General features: G+C 71.6%; 16 protein-coding genes and 5 tRNA genes. 7 read left to right on the top strand and 14 right to left on the bottom strand.

Annotation, left to right across the window (positions count from 1 at the left end; translation table 11 throughout):
* Nucleotides 1–38 precede the first annotated feature (38 nt).
* From ABZV38_RS17885 to ABZV38_RS17875, 3 genes are all read right to left on the bottom strand, one after another.
* The gene (locus ABZV38_RS17885; RefSeq protein WP_356328035.1) at nt 39–1010 is read right to left on the bottom strand and encodes an acetylxylan esterase; all 972 of its coding nucleotides are present in this window, start codon (nt 1008–1010) and stop codon (nt 39–41) included.
* Between the two features lie 98 nt (nt 1011–1108).
* Nucleotides 1109–2128 (bottom strand): LacI family DNA-binding transcriptional regulator, encoded by a 1020-nt coding sequence (locus ABZV38_RS17880; protein WP_356328033.1) that lies wholly within the window; start codon nt 2126–2128, stop codon nt 1109–1111.
* A gap of 160 nt (nt 2129–2288) precedes the next feature.
* Nucleotides 2289–2750, bottom strand: a complete 462-nt coding sequence (locus tag ABZV38_RS17875; protein ID WP_356328031.1) for a hypothetical protein — start codon at nt 2748–2750, stop codon at nt 2289–2291.
* A 225-nt stretch (nt 2751–2975) separates the two neighbouring features.
* Between ABZV38_RS17875 and ABZV38_RS17870 the strand changes: the two genes are divergently transcribed.
* A complete protein-coding gene (locus tag ABZV38_RS17870; RefSeq protein WP_356328029.1) occupies nt 2976–3491 on the top strand; it encodes a DsbA family protein in 516 nt (171 codons plus the stop codon).
* Nucleotides 3492–3529: 38 nt separating this feature from the next.
* On the opposite strand, the gene ABZV38_RS17865 is transcribed toward ABZV38_RS17870, so the two are convergent.
* From ABZV38_RS17865 to ABZV38_RS17855, 3 genes are all read right to left on the bottom strand, one after another.
* Complete coding sequence (locus ABZV38_RS17865; RefSeq protein WP_356328027.1) at nt 3530–4369, bottom strand: GNAT family N-acetyltransferase; 840 nt, start codon at nt 4367–4369, stop codon at nt 3530–3532.
* Nucleotides 4370–4441: 72 nt separating this feature from the next.
* Complete coding sequence (locus tag ABZV38_RS17860) at nt 4442–5263, bottom strand: aminodeoxychorismate lyase (protein WP_356328025.1); 822 nt, start codon at nt 5261–5263, stop codon at nt 4442–4444.
* The gene (locus ABZV38_RS17855) at nt 5263–6309 is read right to left on the bottom strand and encodes a chorismate-binding protein (protein ID WP_356328104.1); all 1047 of its coding nucleotides are present in this window, start codon (nt 6307–6309) and stop codon (nt 5263–5265) included. The genes ABZV38_RS17860 and ABZV38_RS17855 overlap by 1 nt, the downstream gene beginning before the upstream one ends.
* A gap of 163 nt (nt 6310–6472) precedes the next feature.
* Between ABZV38_RS17855 and ABZV38_RS17850 the strand changes: the two genes are divergently transcribed.
* The 5 genes from ABZV38_RS17850 (at nt 6473) to ABZV38_RS17830 (ending at nt 6920) form a co-directional block, all read left to right on the top strand.
* Nucleotides 6473–6545, top strand: a tRNA-Gly gene (locus ABZV38_RS17850).
* A gap of 37 nt (nt 6546–6582) precedes the next feature.
* Nucleotides 6583–6656: transfer RNA gene (locus ABZV38_RS17845), tRNA-Cys, on the top strand.
* A gap of 1 nt (nt 6657) precedes the next feature.
* Nucleotides 6658–6729, top strand: a tRNA-Val gene (locus tag ABZV38_RS17840).
* 21 nt (nt 6730–6750) lie between these two features.
* Nucleotides 6751–6822: transfer RNA gene (locus ABZV38_RS17835), tRNA-Val, on the top strand.
* A gap of 23 nt (nt 6823–6845) precedes the next feature.
* Nucleotides 6846–6920, top strand: a tRNA-Val gene (locus ABZV38_RS17830).
* A 164-nt stretch (nt 6921–7084) separates the two neighbouring features.
* Here the strand turns inward: ABZV38_RS17830 and ABZV38_RS17825 are convergent.
* The 5 genes from ABZV38_RS17825 to ABZV38_RS17805 form a co-directional block, all read right to left on the bottom strand.
* On the bottom strand, nt 7085–8431 hold the full coding sequence (locus ABZV38_RS17825; RefSeq protein WP_356328023.1) for an OFA family MFS transporter: 1347 nt from the start codon (nt 8429–8431) through the stop codon (nt 7085–7087).
* Between the two features lie 137 nt (nt 8432–8568).
* On the bottom strand, nt 8569–8853 hold the full coding sequence (locus ABZV38_RS17820) for a zf-TFIIB domain-containing protein (protein WP_356328021.1): 285 nt from the start codon (nt 8851–8853) through the stop codon (nt 8569–8571).
* A 68-nt stretch (nt 8854–8921) separates the two neighbouring features.
* On the bottom strand, nt 8922–9905 hold the full coding sequence (locus ABZV38_RS17815) for an aminoglycoside phosphotransferase family protein (RefSeq protein WP_356328019.1): 984 nt from the start codon (nt 9903–9905) through the stop codon (nt 8922–8924).
* Between the two features lie 305 nt (nt 9906–10210).
* Nucleotides 10211–10420 (bottom strand): hypothetical protein, encoded by a 210-nt coding sequence (locus tag ABZV38_RS17810; protein WP_356328018.1) that lies wholly within the window; start codon nt 10418–10420, stop codon nt 10211–10213.
* A 189-nt stretch (nt 10421–10609) separates the two neighbouring features.
* On the bottom strand, nt 10610–10867 hold the full coding sequence (locus ABZV38_RS17805; RefSeq protein ID WP_356328017.1) for a hypothetical protein: 258 nt from the start codon (nt 10865–10867) through the stop codon (nt 10610–10612).
* Between the two features lie 205 nt (nt 10868–11072).
* Here ABZV38_RS17805 and ABZV38_RS17800 point away from each other — a divergent pair, with 205 nt between their 5' ends.
* On the top strand, nt 11073–12383 hold the full coding sequence (locus ABZV38_RS17800) for a protein kinase (protein ID WP_356328016.1): 1311 nt from the start codon (nt 11073–11075) through the stop codon (nt 12381–12383).
* An 18-nt stretch (nt 12384–12401) separates the two neighbouring features.
* Here ABZV38_RS17800 and ABZV38_RS17795 read toward each other — a convergent pair whose 3' ends face one another.
* From ABZV38_RS17795 to cobT, 3 genes are all read right to left on the bottom strand, one after another.
* Nucleotides 12402–13220, bottom strand: coding sequence for an RNA methyltransferase (locus ABZV38_RS17795; protein WP_356328014.1), 819 nt, complete (start codon nt 13218–13220; stop codon nt 12402–12404).
* 64 nt (nt 13221–13284) lie between these two features.
* Nucleotides 13285–14541: a uroporphyrinogen-III C-methyltransferase gene (gene cobA, locus ABZV38_RS17790; RefSeq protein WP_356328012.1), complete on the bottom strand. Its 1257-nt coding sequence runs from the start codon at nt 14539–14541 to the stop codon at nt 13285–13287.
* Between the two features lie 241 nt (nt 14542–14782).
* The gene (cobT, locus tag ABZV38_RS17785) at nt 14783–18070 is read right to left on the bottom strand and encodes a nicotinate-nucleotide--dimethylbenzimidazole phosphoribosyltransferase (protein WP_356328010.1); all 3288 of its coding nucleotides are present in this window, start codon (nt 18068–18070) and stop codon (nt 14783–14785) included.
* Nucleotides 18071–18393: the final 323 nt, after the last annotated feature.

Here is an 18393-nt window from a genome sequence, read left to right as displayed (position 1 = left end):
CGCGGCCCGGTTTCGGCGCGCTCCCCGCCCCCGTACCGCTAGCCGAGATCGCGCAACATGCGCAGCTGGACGGCGCGGTGGGCCGATGAGCCGCCCTCGTGGTTGTTCCAGGGGTAGACCTCGATCTCCTTCGGGCCCGCCCAGTGGTTGTAAGCGGCGAAGACGGTGGACGGCGGGCAGATGGTGTCCATCAGCGCCACCGAGTAGAGCGCCGGGACGGTCGCCCGGGTGGCGAAGCTCATGCCCTCGAAGTAGGAGAGCGTACAGAACACCTGCTCGGCGAGGCCGTGTTGGGTGGCGAGGAAGCGCACGATCTCCTGGTACGGGTCCTTGTCGGTGATCTCGACGGCCCGCCGGAAGTGGGACAGGAACGGTACGTCGATCAGCGCGGCCTTCACGTACGGACTGAGCCCGGCCACCGCCTGGGCGATGCCGCCGCCCTGGCTGCCGCCGTGCACGACGATCCGGTCCGGGTCGACGGACGGGTGCGTGCGGGCCACCTCGACGGCGCGTACCGCGTCGGTGAACACGCGACGGTAGTAGTACGCGTCGGGGTCGAGGATGCCGCGGGTCATGAAGCCGGGCGACTGCGGGTTGGCGCCGCCGTGCGGGTCGGGCGTGGAGCCCGCCGAGTGGCTGTTGACGGCGCCCTGGCCCCGGGTGTCGACGAGCAGGGTGGCCCAGCCGGCCGCGGGCCACACCAGGTGGTCGTGCGGCAGTCCGCGGCCACTGCCGTAGCCGAGGTAGTGGACGACGCACGGAAGGGGGCCCTCGGCGCCCGCGGGAACGTTCAGCCAGGCACGTATGCGGTGACCGCCCCAGCCGGAGAAGGTCACGTCGTGTACGTCGACCGTGCTCAACGCCGCGTCGTACGGCTGGAATTCGGGGTCGAGCGGGAACGCGGAAGACTCGTCGAGGGTGCGCTTCCAGAAGGCGTCGAAGTCGGCGGGTTCGCCGGACTCCGGTCGGTAGTCGCGGAGTTGGTCCAGAGGCAGATCGAACAGCGGCACGGCGTCTCCGTTTCGGACATGCGGCAGGAAGGGACGGACAAGGAACACGGAAGGAAGCCAATCCCGGGCGCGGGCGGGGAACCGCGCGGCGGCCCGGGTCAGTGCGGCGCCGCGCTGGAGGCGCGCACGACGAGCTCCGGCTGGAGCACCACGCTGCGGTGCTCGTGCGTGCCGTCCTCGTCGTCCGCCTCCTCCAGCAGCAGTTCCGCGGCCAGCCGGCCCATCACCACGGCGGGCTGGCGGACCGAGGTGAGCGGTACGGCAGCAGCGGCGGCGAATTCGATGTCGTCGTACCCGACGATGGCGATGTCCTGCGGCACCCGCACCCCGGCCGCGTACAGCGACTGCAGTACACCGAGAGCCAGCAGGTCGTTGGCGCAGAACACGGCGGTCGGCCGGGGCACGAGCCCCAGCAGCCGGGCCCCGGCGTCGCGGCCCGCCGTCACGTCCAGGCGATCGGAGGGGATCTCGACGAGCGCCTCGGGCCCCAGCCCGGCCCCGGCGAGAGCCGACAGGGCACCCTCGCGGCGGTCCCTGATCTGGTGAAGGTCGCCGGGGCCGCTGACGTACGCGACCGCGCGGTGCCCGGCCGAGACGAGGTGACCGACGGCGAGGGCGCCGCCCCGCACGTCGTCGACGGAGACCGCACAGGTCCCGGTGGAGGACGCGACCCGGTCCACCAGCACGAAGGGGATGCGGTGGCGTCTGAACGCCTCCAGATTGCGGCCGGTCGCATCGGCCGGCGTGACCAGCACACCGCACACCCGCTGCTCGGCGAAGAGCCCCAGATACTCCGCCTCCTCCGCGGGGCTCTGGCCGCTGTTGCAGACCATCACCCCGAGGCCGGCCTGCCGCGCGGCACGCTCGGCGCCCCGGGCCACGTCGACGAAGAACGGGTTGCCCATGTCGAGGACCAGCAGCGCCATGATCCGGCTGCGGCCGGCCCTGAGCTGGCGCGCGGACTCGCTGCGTACGTACCCGAGCTCCTCGATCGCGGCCAGGACCCTGGCGCGGGTCTCCGGCAGCACCGCTTCGGGCCGATTGATCACATTGGACACGGTGCCCACGGAGACTCCGGCCTGCCGGGCCACATCCTTGATCCCTGCCACACGCGCCACTCGCCCTGCCCTACCTGAATTGTTTCAATCCGACGGGGACGCTAACCCCATCCCCGTAGAGCGTCAAGGATCACGGGAGGGCGACAAGGATCACTTATGAATCGATTCACCGCCGATTCATCACCCACCCGCCCCCGGTGGCCTGCCTGCGGGCCGGATCTCAGATGCCGTGCTTCTTCAGGATGGCCTCGATGTCGCTGAAGTCCTCGCCCGCGGCAGCGGCCTGCCGCTTCGGCTCCGGCTCCGGCTTCGCCTGCGGCCGGCCCGCCGGTACGCCACCCCCCAGGGAGGGCGCCGAAGCGGCGGGCGCGACGGCGTCACGCTGCGCCGCCTGTGCGGCGGCCTTGCGTTCCCTGCGGGTGCCGACACCACGGTGTTCGATCGCACGTGTGGTCATGAAGAGCAGCCAGGCCAGCCCGAGCAGCCCGAAGCCGAGCCAGACGCTGGGCTGGAAGGCGATGTCGGAGACCCACTGGACGACCCCGGTCAGCACCAGACCGATCGGGACCAGGGAGTAGGCGGCGATCCGGGTCGCGGCCAGGAAGCGCTTCCGGTACGCGGTCACGGCGGCGATGCCCAAGCCCGCCGCGGACACCGCGGAGCAAATGGTCTCGGCAAGCATCGGGGCCTCCAAGCGCACGGGGAAACGTCCCTTCCATCCTGCACCGCCCACCCGGCGGGTGGCCATGATCCAGGCCCACATCAGGGACATTTCAGGGCCGGGATCCTCCCCTGGTGCCGACCGGGGCCCGGCCGGATACCCACCGGAGCCCGTCGCATACCGATCGATCGGGACCGGTGCGGAGGCCGATTGGGACGCACACGCGGGCCCTGGGAGACTGGCAGCATGAGCGATTCCACCCCCGCAGCCCCGGTCGTCCTCGACGTCTGGTGCGAGCTCCAGTGCCCCGACTGCCACCGCGCCCTCGCCGATGTGGACGCCCTGCGCGCCCGGTACGGCGACCGGCTCGACGTGCGCCTGCGGCATTTCCCGCTGGAGAAGCACAAGCACGCCTATGCCGCGGCGCAGGCCGCCGAGGAGGCCGCGGAGCAGGGCAAGGACTGGTCGTACATCGAGGCCGTGCTCGCCAGGACCGACGAGCTCGGCCGCACGGGCGAGCCGTTGCTGATCGAGGTGGCGCGTGAACTCGGCCTGGACGCCGAGGAGTTCGACACCGCCCTGATCGACGGGCGGCACATGCTGATCATCGACGCCGACCAGGCCGAGGGCAAGGCCATCGGCGTGACCGGCACCCCCACGTATGTGATCGGCGGCGAGACGCTGGACGGCAGCAAGAATCAGGACGGGCTGCGCGAGCGGATCGAGGAGATCGCCGACCGGCTGATCGCCGAGCAGTCCTGACGGCGCCCTCTCCGCAGCCGGGGTCGACCTGCCGCCGGCTACAGCGCCTTGACGAGGTTGTACTGGGTCGCTTCGTAACCGAGCGACTCGTACAGCCGGACCGCCGGGGTGTTGGACGAGAGGACGTGCAGACCGATCCGCTCGTCCCCGGCGGCCAGCCCGATGCGCTCCGCCTCCAGCATCAGCGCCCGGCCGTAGCCCCGGCCGCGGAACTCCTCCCGCACCTCGACATCGAAGACGTATCCGACGACCGTCCCCGGGTGCATCTCGAACCTCGACACCCAGACATGTCCCACGGTCCCGTCGTCCTCATGGACCAGGGTGTGCAGATGCGCGCTCTCCGTGGCGAGTCCGTGCGGCAGATACGTCCGGTGGGAGATCTCGGCCTTCCGCATGGCCTCGTCCGCCGGGACGCCGCGGGCGATCCAGGTCTCCGCGTAGCCGGTGATGGCGGTGCTCTCCCACCGCGCGAACTCCTCCTGTGTCATCGGTCGCCCGGTGACGCCGCCCGGCAGTGCGGGAGGGGTCTGCGGCAGATCCTTGATCATGTTCTTGCTGCGCTCGGTGTAGCCGAGCGCAGCAGCGAGCCGCTGTCCGGCCGTGTTCTCTGTCCTGACCGAGAGCTCAAGCCGGGAGCACCCCCAGCCGCGCAGCACTTCCTCGGCGGCGAGTGCCGCGATGGTGCCGCGGCCGCGCCTGCGGTTCGGTTCGTCGATCCGCAGGGAACGGAGCACCCCCGCCCTTGCTCCGAACCCCGGGTCGGTGCCGATCTCGACGACGCCGACCGGGCGTCCGTTGTCGCACACGTCGTACGCGCGGGTCCTCGCGCCGTCGGCGCCTTGCTGGATCGGCCCGGTCGGCCGGAGGGTCGTGGTCATCACCGGTGTTCTATCCGCTGAACCGCGGCCCGTCACCCGATTTTGCGGATCCGGCCGGTGGACGGACCGGCCTCACGGATCGAGGTCGTTCCCGGCACGCTCGTCGAAGACCCGCATGGCCTTCGCCGTCACGGGCCCTGGCATGCCGGGCAGCTCCAGGTCGTCGATCCGGTGGACGGCCTGGACGTCCCGCAGGCTCGAGGTCACGAACACCTCCTCGGCGTGCTCCAGCACATCCATGGACAGTTCGGTCTCGTGCGCCCCCGCCCACTCGACGACCAGCGCGCGGGTGATCCCGGCGAGACAGCCGGAGGAGACCGGCGGGGTGTGCAGCTGCCCGTCGAGGACGACGAAGACGTTGGTTCCGGTGCCTTCGCAGAGCTGCCCGACAGTGTTGGCGAAGAGCGCCTCCGAGGCGCCCCGTTCATGGGCGCGGGCGAGGGCGACGACATTCTCCGCGTACGAGGTGGTCTTGAGCCCGGCGAGCGCGCCTCGCTCGTTGCGTGTCCAGGGGACGGTGATCACGGCGGTGGTGTCGTGGCGTCGGGTGGACTCCCCGAGGGCGACGACGAGGCCCGCCCCGTCGTTGCCACGGTCGGAGCCGAGCGGGGAGAGCCCGCCGGTGTACGTGATGCGCAGCCGGCCGAGCTCCATGGGGTTGGCGTCGATGACCGCGGCGCAGGCCCGGCGCACCTCGTCGAGGTCGGGGTCCGGCAGGCCGAGGCCGCGGGCCGAGCGGGTCAGCCTGTCGAGGTGCCGGGTGAGGGCGAAGGGCCGGCCGGCGGTGGTCTTGACGGTCTCGAAGATGCCGTCGCCCACCGTCAGTCCGTGGTCGAACACCGACACCTTGGCGTCGGCCTCGTCGCGCAGTGCGCCGTTGACCCAGATCCTCATCACGCGGTCCTTCCAGTCGCTTGGTGAGCGCCCGACGCTACAGCGAGCAGCCGTTCCGCCTTGAGCTCGGTCTCGTCCCATTCGCGCTCCGGGTCGGAGCCCCAGGTGATGCCGGCCCCGGTGCCGAACCGGAGGACCGGAGCGGCTTCGGTGCGGTCGACCCAGAAGGTCCTGATGCCGACGGCGAGGCCGGCGGTGGAGCGGTCGGCGTCGACCCAGCCGATGCCACCGCAGTAGGGACCGCGGGGCGCGGTCTCCAGTGAGTCGATGATCCGTAGGGCGCTGGACTTGGGTGCCCCGGTGACGGAACCCGGCGGGAACGCGGCGGCGAGCAGTTCGGGCCAGCCGGCGCCGTCGGCAAGGCGGCCGCGCACGGTGGAGACGAGATGGACGAGCCCCGGGTGCTTCTCCACCACGCAGAGGTCGGGGACGGTGACCGAGCCGGTGGCGCAGACCCGGCCCAAGTCGTTGCGTACCAGGTCGACGATCATCACGTTCTCGGCGTGGTCCTTCTCCAGCAGATCGGCCTCCGTGCGGCCGGTGCCCTTGATCGGTCCGGACTCGACGGTCCGGCCGTCCCGCTTCAGAAAGAGTTCGGGGGACGCGGTGGCGATCTCCACGCCGTGCGCGGGCAGCCGGATCGTTCCCGCATAGGGGGCGGGGTTACCGAGCGCCAGCAGCGCGGTGAGGGCGTCGACGTCCGCGGCGGCCGGGTCCGGCAGCACCGCGGTCATCACCCGGCAGAGGTTGGCCTGATAGACCTCGCCCGCCGCTATGTACTCCCGGATGCGGCGTACCCCGGCGGTGTACGCGGCCCGGTCCAGGGACGAGGTCCAGTCGCCGGCTCCGGGTCCACGCCAGGCGCCGGGCACCGGCGCGGGCACCGGCGCGGGCACCGGCGCGGTCCGTACGGTGCCGAAGCGGGCGCAGACGAGGCCACCCTCGAAATCGGCACATACAGCCCAGAAGCCGGACGAGTCGAGGGCGGCGGGATCACTGGTCACGTCCTGCAGATCGGACGCGATGAGGCCGCCGAAGCGGGCCATTGGAGCGAGGTCGTGCACGCTGCTGAGTCTAGGACGGCCCGCGGTGACCTGCGCCGGGGCGAACGCACCGCAGCACGCTGCACAAACGCGTTTTTGTACTGGCCCGGGAATCCGCTAGAGTTCAACACGTCGCCGGGACACGCAAGTGAAACGGAAACGACAAGCGGACGTGGCTCAGCTGGTAGAGCATCACCTTGCCAAGGTGAGGGTCGCGAGTTCGAATCTCGTCGTCCGCTCGAAGTGGGGGAGCTTTTCCCGAACCCCTGCACTCCTGGTGGAGTGGCCGAGAGGCGAGGCAACGGCCTGCAAAGCCGTCTACACGGGTTCAAATCCCGTCTCCACCTCCAAGGACGATTAGCTCAGCGGGAGAGCGCTTCCCTGACACGGAAGAGGTCACTGGTTCAATCCCAGTATCGTCCACTGGTCCGCAAGGATCCCCCCGCGCGATTAGCTCAGCGGGAGAGCGCTTCCCTGACACGGAAGAGGTCACTGGTTCAATCCCAGTATCGCGCACGCAGTACACGCAGGTTCACCCTGCGCGATTAGCTCAGCGGGAGAGCGCTTCCCTGACACGGAAGAGGTCACTGGTTCAATCCCAGTATCGCGCACCAGCCGTAGCCCCGGTCGTCCAGACGACCGGGGCTACGTCGTTTCCGGGGTGGGCCCGAGCGACCGGGGTCAGCCGGTGAAGAGTTGGGTGGCCTTGCTGATCAGTTCGTACAGCCCATAGGCGAACGGCAGGGCGACCCAGAGCCAGACCACGGCGGTGAGGGTTCTACGACTGCTGGTGTGCACGGGTCTTCCTCTCCGCTGCCTCGTGGAAGCGTGGGTGGACGGGGCGTACGAGCTCGTTGGCGACGAAGCCGACGATCAACAGCCCGATCATGATCGTCAGCGATGTCGTGTACAGGCCGGACCCACTGCGGCCCGCCCGCTCGCCCGCGTCCGCCACCCAGTTGACGATCAGCGGGCCGAGGACGCCGGCGGTGGACCAGGCAGTGAGCAGCCGTCCGTGGATGGCGCCGACCTGATACGTACCGAAGAGGTCCTGCAGATAGGCGGGGACCGTGGCGAATCCGCCCCCGTAGAACGAGAGAATCACCAGTGCACAGCAGATGAAGAGCGGCTTGGAGCTGCCGAACTCGACGATCGTGAGATACATCAGGGCGCCGACGCCGAGATAGATGCGGTACATGTTCTTGCGGCCGATGAGGTCCGAGGTCGAGGACCAGAGGAGCCGGCCGGTCATGTTGGCCAGGGAGAGCAGGGCGACAAAGCCTGCCGCGGCGGAGACCGTGACCGGGGCGGAGGTGCCCGTGAAGAAGTCCGAGATCATGGGGGCGGCCTTCTCCAGAATGCCGATGCCCGCGGTGACGTTCATGCAGAGCACCACCCACAGACACCAGAACTGCGGCGTCCGCAGCGCGTTGCGGGCGGAGACCTGGGCCGTGGTGACGAGGCGGCGGGGCGCTGTCTCCGCCTGACGGCCGGCCGGAAGCCAGCCGTCGGGGGGCACGCGGACGAGGAGGACGCCGAGCGCCATGAAACCGGCATAGGCGAGACCGTGGATCAGGAAGGCAGTGGCGATTCCCGCACTGTCGGTACCGAAGGTCTCGAGCATCCCGGTCGACCAGGGCGAGGCGATCAGCGCTCCGCCGCCGAAGCCCATGATGGCGATGCCGGTGGCCATGCCGGGGCGGTCGGGGAACCACTTGATGAGCGTGGAGACCGGCGAGATGTAGCCGATGCCGAGTCCGATACCGCCGATGAAACCGTAGCCGAGGACGACCAGCCAGAACTGACCGGTGGCCACGCCGAGGGCGGCGACGAGGAAACCGGACGAGAAGCAGACGAGGGAGACGAACATCGCCCAGCGCGGTCCGTTGCGTTCGACGGGCGTGCCGCCGAAGGCCGCGGAGAGACCGAGCATGACGATGGCAAGTTGGAACGGAAGTGCGCTGGCGGTGCCGGAAAGTTCGAGAGCCGATTCGAGCGGCGGCTTGAACACGCTCCAGGCATAGGCCTGCCCGATCGAGAGATGCACCGCGAGGGCGGCGGGCGGGACCAGCCAGCGGCTCCAGCCGGGTGGTGCGACGGTCCGGGACCTGTCGAGGAAGGTCATGGGCCGGAACTTTAAGGATCAACCATGCCGCTGCACAGATGCCCGACGAAACTTTGTCGACGGTATGCACGGCCGCCGGGCCGTGCACGCTGCGGACCCGGAGACAGCACGTCCGGGCCCGCAGCATGGTCGGCCGGTCAGGAGGAGAAGAGCATGTGCCCGAAGCTCTTGTGCCGGTGGTGACCGCCGTGGTGGCCGCCGTGCTGCTGCGGGGCGCCCCAGGCGGGGGCAGGTGCGGCCGGGTAGGCCTGGGGGGCCGGCGGCGCGGGCGGCGCCTGCTGCGTCCACTGCGCCTCGATGCGGGTCAGGGTCTCCAGCTCGCCGTAGTCGAGGAATATCCCCCGGCAGCCGCTGCACTGCTCGATCTGGATGCCATTGCGGTTGTATGTCTGCATCTGTGCGTGGCACTTGGGACACTGCATGGTCGGCTCAGCTCCTCGCCGTCGATTCGCCGTCTCCGGAATTCATGCCCGGAGACGATCGGTTCACCCTACGTCGAGTGTTCGGCGGCCAACTCGTGCGGGAGGGACGCAATTCGGGCACAGGTGTCGATCATCGTCTGTTCCACTTCATCCGGAGTTCGCCCCTCCGCGGCGGACTTGGCGAACGCCAGCGCGGCGGTCTGCACCGTCAGGGTGCGGGCCGGGACGTCCAGTTCGGGCCAGGGGTCGCCATCGGCGCGTACGGCCGGCCCGCCGGCTGCCCGGTAGGCGTCCAGGAAGCGCAGCCAGATCTCGGGGGGCAGCAGCCCTGCCGCGTACCAGGCGGCGGGGCGCGCGAGGTCCCAGGCGGGGTCGCCCAGGCCCAGATCGTCGACGTCGATCAGCAGCCACGGGCCGTGCGGGGCGGGGTGGCGGACGAGCTGACCGAGGTGCAGATCACCGTGACAGAGGAAGCGCGAGCGGTGCGGGGGCGCGGCGGCCTCGTCGCGGGCCCAGGCGGGCAGCCGCCGCCATGCTTCGCGTACGGGGACGGTGGCCGGGTCGCCGGGCCGGGCGGCACACATCCGGGCCACGGCGCGTGCAGCCTTCGCGGGGCCGCGCATCGCGGGGACCTCCGGCAGGGCCGGGGGTGCGGTGCGGTGGAGCCGGGCCAGGAGGACGGCGGCCTCTTCCCAGGGGGCGGCGTCGGGGTCTTCGGGGTCGACGGGTTCGCCGTGGGGCCACAGGGTCACGGAGCGGCCGTGCACCGTGGGGTTGGGGGCGGTGTGCCCGGCGGGCCGGGGTACGGGCGGCAGGAGGACACCGGTCAGCGCGGGGGACGCCGCCAGGGCAAGGCGGGCGGCCAGGGCCGTGGTATCGGTGTCCGGGGCGTGAGCCTTCGCGACCACCTGACCGCTGCGGACGACTGTGCCGTCGGCGCGGTCCGCGAGCACCGCCGGTGCCGGGCAGACGCACGGGGCCTTGGCGCCCGTGGACGGGTGGGCCGCGTCATGGGCGAGGGCGCCCAGCGCGCGCACGACTGCGGTGGTCACGGTCTCCCCCGGTGTCAGCAGGTGCGGGCCGGTCCGTCCGGGCCCGCCGAAGAGCGTACGCGCCGCCGCGCACGCCACAGTGCGGCGCCGAGTGTCGAGCCGGAGGCCTCCGGACAGCGCGCCGGCCGGACGACCGTACCCGGCAGGGCGCTGCGCGGCCGGACGCGAAGGCCCCCGGAAAGCGCGATGTCCGGTCAGCTCCCCAGCTGACCGGACAAACGCTGCCGTCTGCCGCACCCCCGTCCCCACGGGGTTGTTGGCCCGATGTCCCGGTCCGGACCGCTCTTCCGGACCCGGGGCGCCGCTCAGCGCCCCAGCATCACGCCCACGGACGACGCCTGTGTGACCACTGCGTCCCAGCCGCCGAAGACGACTACGAGCAGGGCCGCCAGAGGAAGAACCATGGCCGTCGCCACCAGCGGGTGGCGCGTACCGGACGACGGACGGCTGCCGAACGCGGCATGTGCCCTGCGCCCCTGCGTACGGATCATCGTCCGCGCTGCCGTGTCCGTCATGGTTTCTCTCCTGACCTGTTGTGGGAGCGGCGGGTGCCTGACCTCGGGGGACGAGTGCAACGCCCGCCGCTCGACTTCAACATTAGGGACGCCCGGGGCACGGGGCGTCATGCCCGCGTATCGAATGCCGGGCCTCCCGGAGGATGAGCCGTCGGTGGTCGGCGTACTCCCCTGGGTGGAGATCGGGCACTAGACCTTGGGGTCATCCCGGAGGGGACGCTCGGATGCGTCCTCCCGGGGAACCGGTTGTTCGACCAGGGCGAGCACCCTGGCCGCCATGAAGCGGGCGGTGCGGACCACGGAGCCGTTGCGAGTGACTTCACTCACTTCGACCACCCCTCGGCGGACGGCTGTCTCCACCCGGCGACCCGCTCTGCCGGCCACCACTTCGTAGGTACGCGTCGTGTCTCCGGCATCCACGACTATTTCGACTCGATCGCCCTTCACTGATCCAATCCCCCTTCTGCGACGGACCTTTGAGATCTCGCACGGGCCGGGGAGCGTGGATCCGCGGCTCCCTGACCACTCTTCAAGTTTCCCACCCGGCACTGACAATCGATGGGCGGACGAGGGCGCGGCCTCTGAGCGCGCCGGGCAACGGGTACGTAAGCTGTGCCACGTCAGGCGGACCAGGCAGCGGGGATGGGCAGACATGGCGATGATGCGGCTCCGGCGCGAGGACCCGCGTGTCGTCGGCTCGTTCAGGCTGCACAGGCGACTCGGAGCGGGCGGCATGGGTGTCGTCTATCTGGGTTCGGACCGGCGCGGCCAGCGGGTGGCGCTCAAGGTGATCCGCCCGGATCTCGCCGAGGACCAGGAATTCCGTTCGCGTTTCGCGCGCGAGGTGTCGGCGGCGCGGCGGATTCGCGGCGGCTGCACGGCACGTCTGGTGGCGGCCGATCTGGAGGCGGACCGCCCGTGGTTCGCCACGCAGTACGTCCCCGGCCCCTCACTGCACGACAAGGTGGCCGAGGAAGGTCCGCTGTCGGCGGCCGAGGTGGCGTCGATCGGGGCGGCACTCTCCGAGGGTCTGGTGGCGGTGCACGAGGCCGGTGTCGTCCACCGTGATCTGAAGCCGTCGAACATCCTCCTCTCCCCCAAGGGCCCCCGGATCATCGACTTCGGGATCGCCTGGGCGACCGGGGCGAGCACGCTCACGCATGTCGGTACGGCCGTGGGCTCGCCCGGGTTCCTGGCGCCCGAGCAGGTGCGGGGCGCGGCGGTCACACCCGCGACGGACGTGTTCTCGCTCGGTGCCACGCTGGCGTACGCGGCAACGGCCGACTCGCCTTTCGGGCACGGCAGTTCCGAGGTGATGCTGTACCGCGTGGTGCACGAGGAACCGCAGTTGTACGAGGTGCACGACGCGCTGGCGCCGCTGGTGAGCGCCTGTCTGGCGAAGGACCCGGAGGAGCGTCCGAGCACGCTTCAACTCTCCATGCGGCTCAAGGAGATCGCGGCCCGCGAGGCGCAGGGACTGCACGAGAGCCGGCCGCCCGTGCAGCGCTCGGCGCAGGAGCTGGACCGGCCGACCGGCCGGCTCGACGGCCCGTACACCGAACAGCAGACCCGGCGTGCGGCAAGCGCTCCGGCGCCGCGACCGCAGAGCCGGCAGACGGCGCCCTCGCGCACCGCGTCACCCCGTACCGGCGGTTCGCGGCCGCAGCCGCCGCGCAACACCACGCGCTCCGGCAAGCGCCCCCAGGGCACCAACGGGACGAACGGCACGAAGGGGCGTCCGGGGACCCGGCCCGGGGTCCGTACGACGTCGACGGGCCGGCGCCCCGCCAACCCGCGGCTGCTGCGGCAGCGTCTCGTCGTCTTCGTCGTGGTGACGCTGCTGGTGGCGCTGGGGATCGCGGCGGCGCAGGGTTGCCAGGGACCGGCCCGTGGGCTGGGCGCCACACAGGTCCCGGGACAGCAGGACCAGCACCAGGAGCAGCACCTGCTGCCGCAGCAGTAGACGCCGGGAAGCGGCCGGTCAGTCCTGCGGGCGGCCCGTCGCCACCGCGTAGAACGCAACGGCGGCGGCCGCGCCCACATTCAGCGAGTCGACGCCGTGCGCCATCGGGATGCGTACCCACTCGTCGGCAGCGACCAGGGCCTGCCGGGACAGTCCGTCGCCCTCGGCGCCGAGCATCAGCGCCACCTTGTCCATCCGGTGCGGCGCCGCCTCGTCGATACTGCTGGCCTTGTCGTCGGGGGTCAGCGCCAGGAGCTTGAAACCCGCCTCCCGTACGGTCTCCAGGGCCTTGGGCCAGCTGTCGAGACGCGCGTACGGGACGGAGAAGACCGCGCCCATGGAGACCTTGACGGAGCGCCGGTAAAGGGGGTCCGCGCAGTCCGGGGAGAGCAGCACCGCGTCCATGCCGAGGGCGGCGGCGCTGCGGAAGATGGCCCCGATGTTGGTGTGGTCGTTGACCGACTCCATGACGACGACCCGGCGGGTCTTCGTCAGCAGTTCGTCGGCTGCCGGCAGTGGTTTGCGCTGCATGGAGGCGAGCGCGCCACGGTGCACGTGGTAGCCGGTGACGCGCTCGGCGAGCTCCGGGCTGACCGCGTAGACCGGGGCCGGGACCTCGTCCATGACGTCGCGCATCACATCGACCCACTTCGCCGAGAGCAGCATGGACCGCATCTCGTACCCGGCGTGCCTGGCGCGTCTGATCACCTTCTCACCCTCGGCGATGAAGAGGCCCTCGGCGGGCTCTCGCCTGCGCCGGAGTTCGACGTCGGTCAGGCCCGTGTAGTCGCGCAGGCGCGGGTCGTCGGGGTCGTCGACGGTGATGAGATCTGCCACAGGTTGATACTGCCTTGTCCGGTGTGTGGTGCCAACGGCTTGGAAGAAGATCCGTTACCGCTGGTTACTCGGCGGGGTTCGGGAGGGTGTCCGTACCGACCGCGACGACGTCACCGATGACGATCACGGCCGGGGGGCGTACCTCTTCGGCGGCGGCCCGTTCGCCGACCGTCGCAAGGGTCGCGTCGACTCTGCGCTGCGCCGCCGTGGTGCCCTCCTGAACCAGTGCGACCGGCGTCTCGGGCGACTTGCCGTGGGCGATGAGGGCCTTGGCGATGGCGCCGATCTTGTCGACGGCCATCAGCAGCACGAGGGTGCCTCGCAGCTGCGCGAGGGCCGCCCAGTCGACCAGCGAACGCTCGTCGTCAGGGGCGACATGGCCGCTCACAACGGTGAACTCGTGGGCGACCCCCCGGTGGGTGACGGGGATTCCGGCCGCGCCGGGTACGGAGATCGAGCTGGAGATGCCGGGGACGACGGTGCACGGGATGCCCTCGGCGGCGAGCGCCTGCGCCTCCTCCATGCCCCGGCCGAAGACGAACGGGTCGCCGCCCTTGAGCCGGACGACGGCCTTGCCGGCCTTGGCGTGCTCGATGAGCGCCTGGTTGATCGCCTCCTGCGCCATGAAGCGGCCGTACGGGATCTTCGCGGCGTCGATCACCTCGACGTGCGGCGGCAGTTCGTCGAGCAGGTCGCGCGGGCCGAGCCGGTCGGCGATGACGACATCCGCCTCGGCGAGCAGGCGCCGCCCGCGCACGGTGATCAGGTCGGGGTCACCGGGGCCGCCACCGACCAGGGAGACGCCGGGGGCGGGGCGGGTGCGGTGGTGCGGGGCGGCGAGCGTGCCGTCGCGCAGACCCTCGACGATGGCGTCGCGGACGGCGGCGGAGTGGCGCGGGTCGCGCCCCTGCGCATCGGTCGAGAGGACGGCGACGGTCACCCCTTCGCTGCGGCCGGTGGCCGGGGTCCAGGCGGTGGCCACATCGGCGTTGTCACTGCGCACGCACCAGGTGCGGGTGCGTTCGGCCTCGGCGGACGCGGCGTCGTTCGCGGCGGCGTCGTCGGAGGCGATGAGCGCGTACCAGGTGTCGGTGAGGTCCCCGTCCTCGTACCGGCGGCGCTCCCAGTGGATCTCACCGGCGTCGGCCATCGCCTCGACGGACGGCGTCGCGGACGGCGATACGAGGGTGATGTCGGCGCCCGCCGCGATGAGTGCGGGAAGTCGGCGCTGCGCGACCTGGCCGCCGCCGACGACGACGACGCGGCGCCCGCTCAGGCGCAGTCCGACGGGGTACGCGGGGTGATCGGCGTGCTCGGCCATGACGGTGCGGGCTCCTCGGGCGGTGCGGGGTGCGGGCCGCTGCAGCGGTGGAGCGGCTGTGACGTGCGGTTTTGCGGGTGCGGATCCACGATACGGGGTGGGCGGGCCACGGGTCGGGGCGGTGGGGCGGGCGAAGGGGCCGCTGCGCGGAGCCGTCCCCTGCCCGCCCCCTCCCGGAACCGGGGCGCTCCGCCCCGGTCCCCTCGTCTCGAGCGCCGGCGAGGCCGGCCATGCCCGGGCGCTACTTCTCGGTGACGCCTGCCGAGTCGAACGTCGCCACCTCGTGCATCGCCCTTGCCGCACTCTGCACGATCGGCAGCGCCAGCAGCGCACCCGTGCCCTCGCCGAGGCGGAGGTCGAGGTCGACCAGCGGACGAAGGCCCAGCTTGTTGAGCGCGGCAACATGGCCGGGCTCCGCGCTGCGGTGACCGGCGATGCAGGCGGCGAGGGCCTCGGGGGCGATCGCCCGGGCGACCAGGGCGGCGGCGCCCGCGCTCACCCCGTCCAGGATGACGGGCGTACGCAGCGACGCACCGCCCAGCAGGAAGCCCGCCATCGCGGCGTGCTCCAGGCCGCCGACCGCGGCAAGTACGCCGATCGGGTCGGACGGGTCGGGCTGGTGCAGTTCGAGGGCCCGGCGGACGACGTCGACCTTGCGGGCGTGCATCTCGTCGTTGATGCCGGTGCCACGACCGGTCACCTCGGCCGGGTCCATGCCCGTGTACACGCAGATCAGCGCGGCGGAAGCGGTGGTGTTGGCGATGCCCATCTCACCGGTGAGCAGGCCCTTGTTGCCCGCTGCCACCAGATCGCGGGCCGTCTCGATGCCGACCTCGATGGCCGCGAGGACCTCTTCACGGGTGAGGGCCGGCCCGGTCGTGAAGTCGGCCGTTCCGGCGCGCACCTTGCGGGGCAGCAGGCCCGGCGTCGCAGGCAGCTCCGTCGCGACGCCGACGTCGACGACGCACACCTCGGCGCCGACCTGGGCCGCGAATGCGTTGCAGACCGCGCCGCCGCCGAGGAAGTTGGCGACCATCTGGCCGGTGACCTCCTGCGGCCACGCGGTGACGCCCTGGGCGTGCACCCCGTGATCCCCCGCAAAGATCGCGACGGCCGCGGGCTCCGGGATCGGCGGCGGGCACATCCGGGAGAGACCCGACAACTGCGCGGAGATGATCTCCAGCATGCCGAGCGCGCCCGCCGGCTTGGTCATCCGCTTCTGGCGTTCCCAGGCCTCGCCGAGCGCCTTGGCGTCCAGCGGACGGATGTTGGAGATGGTCTCCTGCAGCAGGTCGTGCGGCTCCTCACCGGGCAGCGCGCGGCGACCGTACGTCTCCTCGTGGACGACCCAGGACAGCGGGCGCCGCTTGGACCAGCCCGCCTGCATCAGCTCGGGCTCCTCGGGGAATTCGTCGACGTATCCGACACAGAGGTACGCGACGACTTCGAGGTGCTCGGGCAGGCCCAGCGCGCGGACCATCTCGCGCTCGTCGAAGAAGCTGACCCAGCCGACACCGAGGCCTTCCGCGCGGGCGGCGAGCCACAGGTTCTCGACGGCGAGCGCCGAGGAGTACGGGGCCATCTGCGGCTGGGTGTGCCGCCCGAGGGTGTGGCGGCCGCCGCGGGTGGGGTCGGCGGTGACGACGATGTTCACCGGGGTGTCGAGGATGGCCTCGATCTTCAGTTCCTTGAACTGCTTGGCCCGGCCCTTGGGCAGCGACTTGGCGTACGCGTCGCGTTGACGCTGCGCCAGTTCGTGCATGGAGCGGCGGGTCTCCGCGGAGCGGATGACGACGAAGTCCCAGGGCTGCGAGTGGCCGACGCTGGGCGCCGTGTGCGCGGCTTCGAGGACGCGGAGCAGAACCTCGTGCGGGATGGGGTCGCTGCGGAAGCCGTTGCGGATGTCGCGGCGTTCGCGCATGACCCGCAGCACGGCTTCGCGCTCGGCGTCGTCGTATCCGGGCGCGGGTGCGGAGGCGCGGTCGGGAGTCTCCGCGGCGGGCTGCGGCGCCTCGGCCACCGGGGTCTCCGCAGCCGGGATCCGGACCGGCTCCGTGGGCTCCTGGTCCGGTGCGGGCGCCTCGGCGTCCGGGCCGGCGTCGGTGGGTGTGAGGTCCGGGGTCTCGATGACCTCGGGACCGGTCTCGGGCTCGGGCTCGCGGACCGGTTCGGGGGCGGTCACGGCGGCGGGCGCGAGGACGGGTTCTTCCGGAGCGGCGACCGGCTCCGGCGACGCAACGACCGGTACGGCGTCGGGCTCGGCCACGACGACGAGCTCGGGAACGACCACCGGTTCGGGGACGACCACCGGTTCGGGCGCGGGCATTTCGGTCACGGCAGGTGCGGCTTCGACGGGCTCGGGGGTCTCGACAACCGGGGCCCGTACGGGCTCGATGACGATCGCCACCTGCTCGGGCGGGGCCTGGGGTTCCGGTACGGGTGCGGGTTCGGGCGCGGGCTCGACGACAGCTTGCGGCTGCGCGACCTGCTCCGTGACGGCCTGCTCCGTGACGGCGTGTTCCACGACGACCTGTTCCACGACCGGCGTCGGGGCCAGGTGCGGAGTCGTCGGCACGGATCCCTCCACGGCCACGAACCGGCCGAGGGACGCGTCGCCGTCCACGGAAGGCTCGGCAGCGGCGGGTACGGCCGGCGGGGTGGCCTCCACCGGCTGTGCGACCTGCATCGGCTCGGCAACCGGCTCCGGGACGACCGTTTCTGCGGCCGCTTCCGCGGTCACGGCTCCCGTTGCCACTGCCACGCGCGCCGCGAACCGCTCCGGCGCCTGGGCCGCCCAGGGGCTCCCGGCCTGCGGCGGGATCTCACCGAGCTGCGGGCCCGGCAGGTCGAGGTACTCGGGACCGGTGGCGGGCGGTCCCGCGTGCCGTGCGGGCATCTGGGTCTGCGGTGCGTCCGCGGGTCCGCGGTCGGCGAGCGAACGGACCACACCGCCGGTCGGCGTCCCGCCGTACGACGGGGTCGACTCGCCCGAAGCCGGGCCGCGGTGCAGCGGCCGACGCACGGGGGCGGCGGTCTGCGCCACCGCGACCGGTGCGGCAGCGGGGGCCGGTGCCGGCATGCGTACGCCATTGAGATCGACGGCACCCGAGTCACGGCCGCCGGACTCGTGTGTGCCCTGCCCGGTCTCGGTCATCGCTCCGGCCACAGCCTGCTGCACGGCGTACACAGCCGGGTCCGGCGCCTCCTGGACCTGGACGGGCCCCTGGGCCTGCACGGCCTGCAGACCGCCGACATGGCCCTGCGGCTGCGCCTGGTACGCGGCCTGCCCGTCCGGCGGCACCGGCACCTGCACGGCGCCGCCGTCCACCGGCTGGCCGGGGGCCGGTGCGACATGCGGTTCGCTCCAGGCGCCCTGCGGGCTCGGCATCAGCAGGAGGTCGTCGTCCTCGGACGCATGCTCGGAGGGAGCGAGGTAGGTGTACGCACCCGGGGCGGGGATGCCCGGCTGCTCCACCATGCCTGCGTTCTCCGGCAGTCCCTCGCCCGGGATCTGGCCGGTGTCACTCATGCGTACCCCTCGCCCATCGTCAGTGCTCCTTCGGCCCTTCGCCCGGGACGCCCGAACACGGCACGCCGGCGCTCGTCATGAAGAACGAGCGGGCTCGCCGCGCGGCACGAATCGATCGCGGACATACAACATTCTCGCGGCCGTTCGCCGCCGCGGCAGGTAGTTCCGCCACGGCTCGCTGTGGACTGCGCCACGTTGCGCATCCCCCGGGTCCGCCGTACCACAACGGGGTCCAAAACGGTCCCCTTTTCCGGACATTGACGAACGAAGCGACGAACGGCCGGGTGCGGTACAACGATCGGCCAGCCTACCCCGCGCCGTAC

Origin of the sequence: Streptomyces sp. NPDC005181, from assembly GCF_040608395.1 — a bacterium.
GTDB lineage: Bacteria > Actinomycetota > Actinomycetes > Streptomycetales > Streptomycetaceae > Streptomyces.
Note: the sequence above shows the minus strand (reverse complement) of the source record. Positions and strands in the feature narration are given on the sequence as shown.

Excerpts from the sequence above, each read along its gene's own strand:
- ABZV38_RS17875 (WP_356328031.1), bottom strand. The coding sequence starts at position 2,750 with ATGCTTGCCGAGACCATTTGCTCCGCGGTGTCCGCGGCGGGCTTGGGC.
- cobA (WP_356328012.1), bottom strand. The coding sequence starts at position 14,541 with ATGGCCGAGCACGCCGATCACCCCGCGTACCCCGTCGGACTGCGCCTG.
- ABZV38_RS17870 (WP_356328029.1), top strand. The coding sequence starts at position 2,976 with ATGAGCGATTCCACCCCCGCAGCCCCGGTCGTCCTCGACGTCTGGTGC.
- cobT (WP_356328010.1), bottom strand. The coding sequence starts at position 18,070 with ATGAGTGACACCGGCCAGATCCCGGGCGAGGGACTGCCGGAGAACGCA.
- ABZV38_RS17860 (WP_356328025.1), bottom strand. The coding sequence starts at position 5,263 with ATGAGGATCTGGGTCAACGGCGCACTGCGCGACGAGGCCGACGCCAAG.
- ABZV38_RS17825 (WP_356328023.1), bottom strand. The coding sequence starts at position 8,431 with ATGACCTTCCTCGACAGGTCCCGGACCGTCGCACCACCCGGCTGGAGC.
- ABZV38_RS17855 (WP_356328104.1), bottom strand. The coding sequence starts at position 6,309 with ATGGCCCGCTTCGGCGGCCTCATCGCGTCCGATCTGCAGGACGTGACC.
- ABZV38_RS17820 (WP_356328021.1), bottom strand. The coding sequence starts at position 8,853 with ATGCAGTGTCCCAAGTGCCACGCACAGATGCAGACATACAACCGCAAT.
- ABZV38_RS17865 (WP_356328027.1), bottom strand. The coding sequence starts at position 4,369 with ATGACCACGACCCTCCGGCCGACCGGGCCGATCCAGCAAGGCGCCGAC.
- ABZV38_RS17800 (WP_356328016.1), top strand. The coding sequence starts at position 11,073 with ATGGCGATGATGCGGCTCCGGCGCGAGGACCCGCGTGTCGTCGGCTCG.
- ABZV38_RS17810 (WP_356328018.1), bottom strand. The coding sequence starts at position 10,420 with ATGACGGACACGGCAGCGCGGACGATGATCCGTACGCAGGGGCGCAGG.